The organism is Cellulosimicrobium arenosum (assembly GCF_014837295.1).
Taxonomy (GTDB): domain Bacteria; phylum Actinomycetota; class Actinomycetes; order Actinomycetales; family Cellulomonadaceae; genus Cellulosimicrobium; species Cellulosimicrobium arenosum.
The window spans coordinates 1-8,810 of sequence record NZ_JACYHB010000021.1 but is presented as its reverse complement, the minus strand read 5'-3'; the positions used below and the strand labels follow the sequence as shown (position 1 = coordinate 8,810).

At 68.1% G+C, this 8,810-nt stretch carries 5 protein-coding genes; 2 read left to right on the top strand and 3 right to left on the bottom strand.

What is annotated here, in order from left to right; genetic code table 11:
- Positions 1–130 precede the first annotated feature (130 nt).
- The gene (locus IF651_RS17185; protein WP_191830356.1) at positions 131–2,401 is read left to right on the top strand and encodes a CDP-glycerol glycerophosphotransferase family protein; all 2,271 of its coding nucleotides are present in this window, start codon (positions 131–133) and stop codon (positions 2,399–2,401) included.
- A gap of 95 nt (positions 2,402–2,496) precedes the next feature.
- Positions 2,497–2,895 carry a hypothetical protein gene (locus tag IF651_RS17180; RefSeq protein ID WP_191830355.1) on the top strand — a complete coding sequence of 133 codons (399 nt, stop codon included), beginning with the start codon at positions 2,497–2,499 and terminating at the stop codon, positions 2,893–2,895.
- A gap of 1 nt (position 2,896) precedes the next feature.
- Here IF651_RS17180 and IF651_RS17175 read toward each other — a convergent pair whose 3' ends face one another.
- The 3 genes from IF651_RS17175 to IF651_RS17165 form a co-directional block, all read right to left on the bottom strand.
- Positions 2,897–5,419, bottom strand: coding sequence for a glycosyltransferase (locus IF651_RS17175; protein ID WP_191830354.1), 2,523 nt, complete (start codon positions 5,417–5,419; stop codon positions 2,897–2,899).
- Positions 5,416–7,440, bottom strand: coding sequence for an acyltransferase family protein (locus IF651_RS17170; protein WP_191830353.1), 2,025 nt, complete (start codon positions 7,438–7,440; stop codon positions 5,416–5,418). Before IF651_RS17170 ends, IF651_RS17175 begins: the two co-directional genes overlap by 4 nt.
- Positions 7,441–7,569: 129 nt before the next feature.
- On the bottom strand, positions 7,570–8,640 hold the full coding sequence (locus tag IF651_RS17165) for a class I SAM-dependent methyltransferase (RefSeq protein ID WP_191830352.1): 1,071 nt from the start codon (positions 8,638–8,640) through the stop codon (positions 7,570–7,572).
- Positions 8,641–8,810 lie beyond the last annotated feature (170 nt).

Here is an 8,810-nt window from a genome sequence, read left to right as displayed (position 1 = left end):
GGTCCAGAACCACAGTGCCTACGATGTCGACGTGCTGGCCGAGAAGTCGGTGCGCTTCTTCGACACCAAGGGCGCCACGACCCACCCCGACGCCATCCGCCTCTGACCGGGAGCGACCAGGTCACATGCCATGCCCTTCAGTACCCGTACCAACGACCTTAGCGAGCGGCTTGTGAACGGCGCCTCTGTGAACGACGTGGATGCGCAGGCATCAGAGATCTCCATCGTTTTCATCGTCGGTGAAAGCCGGGCGGAGATCCTCTCACCTGCCTTGGATCAACTTCGGAAGATGCCGCGCTTCCGGCACGTTCCGATCGCGGTCGTACACGACCCCGGCCTTGATGTGGAGGCGTCGGTGGCCGGCCATGGGGCCTCCCTCGTCGAATCGGCTTCGAGCCTGAACCAGGACCGAAATGAGGCAGCATGCGATTGGTTGGAACGCTCTGGTACCCGATACGGCACCATCGCGACACTTCCGCGCCTCAGGAAGCTCAAGTCATGGTCGCGACAGGTGCTGCATGAGGTCGAAACGCTCCGTCGGCTTCCCCTGAACGGATCGACTCCTCTCATGGTCTGGACGGATCACGGGACGAAACTGAGCGTGGCCCGCTATGTCGACCGGACACTCTCGGGAGGGGAGGTACGCCGGGGATCGCTGCTCGCCGACTTCCTCGGGCGCCTCGCGTTGTGTGCGGCGAGGCCGTGGCTCGACGCCCTGGATCCGCGTGAGGGAGACGTCGAGATCGTCGGCTTCCTCTCTGCGGCATTCTCCCCGGAGATGTCCGAACCGCCATGGCGGTATCGTCTGGCTCTGACCGGTCCGTCGGGTGATGTCGCTCGCTCAGGGCCAGTGCCGCTCACACCTCGGGTCGGCAATCGTGGCACTGTTCAGTGGGAGGGCTTGACGACCCGCCTCGCGCTCGACGGTGTGGGGACCGGGCACTGGCGGTTTGTCGTCGAGCTCGACACCGAGGTGCCGGAGCTGCGGCTGCGGCGGAATCTTCAGCCCCGCATAGGCGCGTTGATCAGTGCGCGGACGGTCGGCATGCATGCGGCTGCGGACGACGCTCCCGGGCGGACGCGGACGACCACGGTCAGGTACCTCCTGCACACCGTCGGCGACGGAACCGCAGCGTTCCTCACCACCCAGAGGGGATCCGGGCTCAGGGCACGCCTGCAGTGGGCCGTCATGCTGCTCAAGAAGGATGCGGGATTCATCGCCAGAGGGCCGGGCGACCGGCGGATGCGGTGGCTTCGACTCCTCAGGCTCCTGACACGACCGTTCTTCGCGGGACGTGAGATCTGGCTGATCGGTGAGCGGAAAGACACCGCGCAGGACAACGGCGTCCATCTGTTTCGCCATCTGCGTGAGTCGAGCGCCCGGCATTCGGCGTACTACGTCATCGATCGTTCGAGCCCTCAGTACGGCCGGGTGGCCCCGTACGGACACGTCGTCGCCCACTCGTCGTGGCGGCACCAACTGCTCCTGCTGCACGCCGTCGTTCTCGCCAACGCCTACTCGATCGGCTACCTGGTGCCGGACACGTGGGACGTGAAGGACTACACGCGGCACATCGTCTGGCGCGTCGGGGCACTACGCGTCTACCTCAAGCACGGCGTCCACCTCAGCCCGAACGCGGTGAAGCGAGGCGCAACGGGATACGACGTGTGCCTGACCGTCATGCCGGGGGAGACCGAGGCACTGCGCGCCACGTCCGGGTACGACCGGCAGCTCGTCCAGGCCGGAATGCCGCGCTACGACGCGCTGACGCCGACCCCGGCCAGCCGGACCATCCTGTTCATGCCGACCTGGCGGAACTATCTCGTGACGACGGCGCTCAAGGGCGCACAAGATGGCGAGATCTCCTACGAGGGGTCGGCCTACCAGCGGTTCATGTCAGGACTCCTGGAGAGCCGGCGGCTGCACGAGATGCTCGAGAAGCACGACTACCGGCTGACCTTTCTGCCCCACTACAACATGGCGTCCAGGTTCGAGGGGGCGACCGTCGCGGGAGACCGCATCGAGATCGCCGACGCCGACAACGTGGCGTTCCAGGACCTGATCAGAGGGTGCGATGCATTCGTCACGGACTACTCTTCGGTTCATTTCGACGTGGCGTACCTGGGTACTCCGATCGTGTATGCACGCTTCGACGAGGAGGATTTCGAGAGCAAGCACTCTTCGCCGACGTGGTTCGACTACGAGCGGGACGGGTTCGGCCCCGTCGTGCGCACCCTCGACGACACGCTTGATGCCGTGGAGAGCCTGCTCGAGCGCGACTGCCGACCTTACCCCCTCTACACCGCACGCATCGACGCGGCGTTCCCGCAGCGGGACCAGCAGAACTGCGCACGGACCGTGGCGGCGATCGAGGAACGAATCCCCACGCGGCCGCGGTGAGCAAGGCGGAGCAGCGCCCGGAGAGCGCATGCTTCCCTGTGCCGCACAGCACGACGCCCGCAGATGCCCTGTCGACCCGAGTTCGAGGAGTAACCGTGCCCAAGCTCTCGAGGACCAACGTCCTCACGTCTCTCACCGCGCTCGCCGGGGCGATCGGTGTCGCCGGCTTCGTGTCCTCCAACATGAAGCTGGGCGCGGCCGCGCTCGGCGTGGCCGCCGTCCTGCTAGCGGGGCTGGTGCACAGCGTCGGCCGCGACATTCGTGCGCAGCTCCTCGGGAACCCCGGTGACAGCCGCACCCTCACCAATCGGATCGACGAGAGTACCGACCTGCTGGCGAGCAAGGTGGACCGTGTCCTGACGGGCCAGCAGAAGAGTGCCGCGGACGCCGCCGCGCGCGCTGAGCATGACGACGCGATGGCGCGCCGGGTCGTCGCCGACCTTGGTGCCGCCCGGCAGGAGGCGGCCGAGAGACCGTGCGAACGCGCCCGCTGACCTAAGGGGAGCTGGTCGGTCCGGAGGACGGGGCCACCACCCCCAGGGCTTCGACGAGTTGCCGCCCGGAGCAGGCGAACCTCTCGTCCGCCCACCGCCATCCGCGGTACGACTGGTCCCGGAAAGTGGCTTCGTCCGCTCGGAGCCGGTCGACCAGGGCCGTCACCTCGGCCGGTTCACAGGTCTGCACCGCACCATCGAAGTGCGGCGCGAGCTCTCGCGCGACGACTGCCAGGCACCCCGCGGCCAGCGCCTCCTCTACAGTGCGGAATGCCTCGGCCGTCACCGTACGGGGGAATGCGACGACGACGTCGAGCTGGTCCAGGAACTGGCGGGCGGTGACCTCACCCGTCTCGTAAACGAGCCAGTCGGTGGGGAAGTCGCCGAGCGCATCCTTCAGCAGGTAGCGGCTGCCGAGAAGTCGGACGTCGACCGAGCCGTCAACCGGGAAGATCTGTCGCAGAGCCGCGGCACCGTCGGGGAGCTCTGAAGCCTCGCCGCCGAAGATCCAGCCGACGACCGGCCGGTTGCTCCTGAGGCGGCGGGACCGTCGCCCGGGGCCCGGCAGGACGTCGAGGACGCGCGGGTACGCGGTCGCGGAGACCTGCGCCGGGTCGAGCGACGGAGCGTCCGCGCCGCGCGTGGGATCGTCCGGGATGATCCACTCCGGTGTGACGGCGAAGAGTGCCTCGGCGTTCCGGTCGCAGTCCTCGGCGACCCAGCGCACGGCGTGGTTCTGGGTGGCGCGCGGACTGGTGTCCGCGACGATCACGATGCGGTCCGTGGTCAGGGACACCGGCCGCGACGTGGGGAACTCGAGGACGTCGGGCTGCCGCACGACGATCGTCGGGACGTGGTCGGGCTCTTCGAGTGACACGAACGTGAGCGTGCCGTCGGCGAGCGCCCGGCGCACGGCGAGGGACAGAGGCGCTCGTCGGGGCGCCTCGCTGAACGCGCTGCGGACATGGAGGAGACCCACGCGCAGACCGCTGCGCGCGAGCACCTGCATCTCGGCGACCGCCGCGCGCTGCGTGGCGCCGTCCATCGTCCAGTCGGCAGCGAATGCGATGTCGATCGCCTGCTCGGGCAGTCCTACGTCGCGCAGGAACGGTCGCGGGGCGCTGAGCGGGCGCTGCGTGACGTCCGAGGGGATTCGGGGACTGGCCCCGGCCTGGATCTGCCTGTGCCAGTGGATCATCGCGGCGCGATACTCCATCCGCGACGGGTGCATCCAGCCTGGTCGGACGTCGTTGCGGGAGAGGGAGTCCTTCTGGAGCCGCACGACAGCCAGCGGCTCGTGCAGCTGTAGCCGGCGGCCGGGGAACACAGCCTCCAGCCGTCGGTCGAACTCCGTGTCGGCGCTCTTGCGAACCCAGTCGAAGCGGTCCACCGTGTCGAGCACTGATTGCCGGAACATGTGCGACGAGGCGTTGGCATGGACCGGTCCGTTCCCAAGGTGCTGGAAGACGAGGTCGTCGCCGCACCGCAGCGAGAGGCTGAGTGTCCTGAGGAGGGAGGAGTCCTCCAGGAGCGGACGGACCTGCCGCTCGAGCCGCTCGGGGTGCGACCAGTCATCGGTGTCCTGGAAAGTGATGAAGTCTCCGCGGGCTTCCTCCAGCGCGCGGTTGCGCGCTGCGTAGGTGCCTCGGTTGATCTCTTGATGCAGGACGCGCACCCGAGGGTCCAGGCCCTGGAGCTGCGCGAAGAGGCCGTCGAACTCGTCGCCGGAGGCATCGTCGACGATGAGCAGCTCCCAGTCCTGCCACGTCTGCTCCACGATGGATCGCACCGCCGTGATCGACTCCGGCCCGGGGCGGTACGCTGGCATCACCACGGAGATCAATGGTCCCGGCCCCGCTGTGCGGGTGGTCCCCGGTTGCAGGCGGTCGAGGGGGCTCGCTCCCTGCGGCGCCAGACTCACGGGCCCAACGTCGTAGGAACGCAGGCAGCGGTTGAGCGCCTCGATCCACGAGTCCGACCCGACACCGTGCTCCACGCCGTGCAGATCGAGTCGGAGGAACGCTCGTGTGCCGGCATCCAGGGACTTCAACAAGGCAGTGTCCCGGCTCAGACGGTCATACTCACCGCGTACCCACAGGAGCTGGGCGAAGGCCAGGCGATCAGGAGCGGGCCAGCGGCTCACGGGCGCGCTGCGCCGCGCTGCGCCATAGAGCGCCAGCGCATGCGGCACGTCCTCCTCGGTCTGAGGTAGATGCCCGACCAGTCTGGCGAGGGATGCGAGCAGCTTCGCGGTCGGTGCGGAGCCGGAGTCCAGGAGTCCGGAGGACGCAGGATCGAGTGCGGCCCCGACCACTCTGGCGTAGTCGGAGTACGGCTCGATCATCCGCGCGAGGATCTCCCGTCCTGCGGGCGCCTGCATGTCGAGCGCCAGGGCCGTGACTCGCGCCCCCGTGCCCCCGAGGGATTCCATGTGCCGTGCGGCGGCGAGCGCGACATCCGGGTGGGTGACGAACGTCGCGGGGCCCGCGCCACGCAGCGCGCCGTATTCGTTCCGGGCGCTCACGACGCGCTGGCCTCCTTGATCATCGGGGTCAGGCGCTGGTCCAGGATCGGCGTTGTGGTTTTCACGTAGGTGCGAGAGAGGTGTGAGCCCTGGCGGTAGGCGAGCACGTCACCGATCACCGGGGGGCAGACGTCCGTGCAGACCAGGTCGTTCATGTTGATGACATCGACCGAGGGTACGAGCTCGGCCGCCGTCAGCATTGCCGGGGTTCCGCTCCGCTCGAGGCCGTTGGACTTGGCGAAGGCACAGTCGGACAAGGAGTCCGGGAACTCGGCGACGCACTTGTAGACCTCGTCGTCGCCGGCCGGTAGATCGGTCGGATCGGGGTTGTCCGCGATGACGATCACGTCGATACCGGCGTCCTCGAGCGTCGTCCACGTGGACTCGAGGGAGTCGATCATCGCCTCCTGCGTCCGCTCTCCCGAGCTGTCGAAGGAGTAGCTCGTGGTCTGCGAGACCATGACGGCGTCGGGGCGCTCGTCGAGCACCATCTGCAGCAGCGCCGCGTTGTACTCCGTGCAGCTCACGTAGGGATCGCCGTTCCCGTCGTTGATCTGCGCGCTCGAGAAGCCGCACGCGCTCTTGGTCGCGACGTCGAGCTTCCAGTCGTGGTCCTTCGCAATCGGATCGAGCGCGTCGATCCACTGGAGGGCCTTGGAGTCACCGAGGAGCATCAGGTGCGTGTCGCCGTCCTCGGAACCGTATGAGCAGGGGCGAGGAACCGCTACCTGTTGGTCTACCTGGCATCCACGGTCGTACGCGTCAGGCTTGTCGGCGACGGCGTCCTGGGGGAGCGGCGTGTAGCTCTCGACCACATCGGGGTTGGGGATCCCCGTGGCTTGGCCGTCCTCGAGCTCGAGGCTCTGCGCCCCCTTGCCCTGGACGCTGGCGCTCGCGGGGGCGCTCGTGGGGGTGCTGCTCGTGAGGAGGAGCCCGGCGATCACGGTGAGTGCTGTCAGATTGAGCCCGACGGAAAGCGTCATCATGGGGGACCAGCGCTCCTGGGCGATCCGCCGTGCAGGGTTCTCGACGAGCTTGTAGGAGAGCCACGCGGGGATGAGGGCGAGCGCCACGACGAGCAGCCCGCGCTTCTGGCCGAGCTCGCCCCACACCCAGGTCGCGGCGATCAGCAGCGGCCAGTGCCAGAGATACAGCGAGTACGAGAGGCCGCCGAGCCACACCATGAGCCGGTGGCCGAGGAGGCCGGGAGCTGAGTTGGTCGCCCCCGCGATGATCACGGCCGCGGTGCCGAGGACCGGGACGAGGGCCAGTGAGCCGGGCCAGACCGCCGACTCGTCGAGGAGCAGCGCACCTGCGACGATAGCCGCGATGCCCCCCCAGCCGAGGATCAGTGCGAGTGCTCGCGGCACGCGGGGCCAGATCGCGACGCCGGCGGCCACGAGTCCTCCGATCCCGAGCTCCCACAGGCGGGTGGTAGTCACGAAGAACGCGTTCGCCGGGCTCGCGGTGGACATCACGATCGACCAGGCGAACGACGGGACCACGATCACGAGCAGCCCGGCGGCCATCACGACCCGCGCGGGCCAGCGAAACCGTCGCGCTACGAAGGCGACCAGTATGAGCAGGAGCGGCCAGACGATGTAGAACTGCTCCTCGACGGACAGCGACCAGAAGTGCTGCACGGGCGAGACGCTGACGCCCTCCGCCAGATAGTCGACGGCGCGCCCTGCGAGGCGCCAGTTCTCCACGTAGGCGGCCGCGGCGACGATGTCGCCGCCGAAGACCCGGCGGTCGACCACGCTGCCCACGAAGAACACCAAGCCGGCGGTGACAGCCAGGACGAGCGCGGCGGCGGGCAGGAGGCGTCGTGCACGGCGCGCGTAGAAGCGGAGCATGGACACGCGGCCGTCCCGCTCGAGCTCGCGCACGAGCTGCCCGGTGATGAGAAACCCGGAGATGACGAAGAAGACGTCCACGCCGATGAAGCCACCGGGCACCACGACGATTCCGGCGTGGTAGAGCAGCACGCTGCCGATCGCGATCGCACGAAGTCCCTCCACGTCGGGACGGAAACGAGTGCTGCGCGGACCGGAGGCGGGGGCAACGGTTGGTTCCGAGACGTCTGGGACGGCGCGCGAGTCGACGGTCATGGGAAGGCCTTCGTGCAAGGAACAGGCGGGCGGCAGAGGTCACCCATAGGTCAGCACCTCGGAGCTGTCGTTCTTGTAGCCGCCGCGGCGGAGGCGCGGCAGCTCCTCGAGCCAGTGCTCGATCGCCTGCTTCTCGTCGTCGCGGTGCACGTCGTCGACCAGGACGCGAGCATCCGCGGTCAGTGAGCCGTGAAGCAAGGGGAGCGCGGGGTACCGAGCGAGCGGACCGGTCGCCTCGGGCGGCCCGTCGACGACGAGCAGGTCGATCGGCCCGACGGTCGCGGGGTTGACGCCATACCACTGGAACTCGCCGCGAGGGGTCTGCGTTGCGATCAGCGGCGCATGACGGACCTCGGCTACCTCAGTCAGGCCGTGGCGCTCCAGGACCGATCGGGTTCGCACGGCGAACTCTTCCAGGTGGTCGAGTGAAATGACCTGACCCCGGCCGTTCTGGCGCAGGGCCATGGCGATCCAGAAGGTGGACGTACCGCTCCCGCACTCGACGACATGCTCGGGACGTCGCTGCTCGATCTCGTCAATGAGCCACAGGAGCGCAGTGGGATCGAGGGCCCAGCCCCCGACGTCCGGCAGCGGGCCAGAGACGTCGAACTTGTCCCGAAGCTGTTCGAGGGCCTGTACCTGCGTGAGAAGCTTCCCGGGACGTGCTTCCTGGGCGAGGTTCCGGACGGACTCGACACGCTTCCGGAGATGTCGAAGGTCGGAGTCCAGGCCGGCGAGCTTGGCAGAGACCTCGTCGAGCGGCCGGACGATGCTGCTGAGCATCGTCGCGTTGAGATCCGACTGCAACCGGGCGACAGACTTGTCGGTACGTGCGACCTGGCGACGGAGCTGATCGGTAGCCGACAGGTTGACATCGTGCTGGCGCGCAAGCTCCTTGCGGAGCCCTCGTGCTTCACCCTCGGTCGTCCGGGCATGAGCGACCGCAGCACCGGTCCGGCGATACGTCTGCACCGCCAGCGCCGCGACTCCGCCGAGCAATGCGACGAGGACCGCAAGGGCTACCGTGGTGCTACCGAGCAGCGCGGCGACCACCCCCACCACTACCGCCACGGCGATCGCGCAGAAGACCGCGAGGCTTCGGGCACGCATGGAACTCCTTCGACGTCTTGTGTTCGGGACTTGGTCAGGGCCCATCAGAACCGACCTGCATCTGTCAGAGGCGGATGGCGTCGGGGTGGGTCGTGGCGCCCTTGGTGTCGAAGAAGCGCACCGACTTCTCGGCCAGCACGTCGACATCGTAGGCACTGTGGTTCTGGACC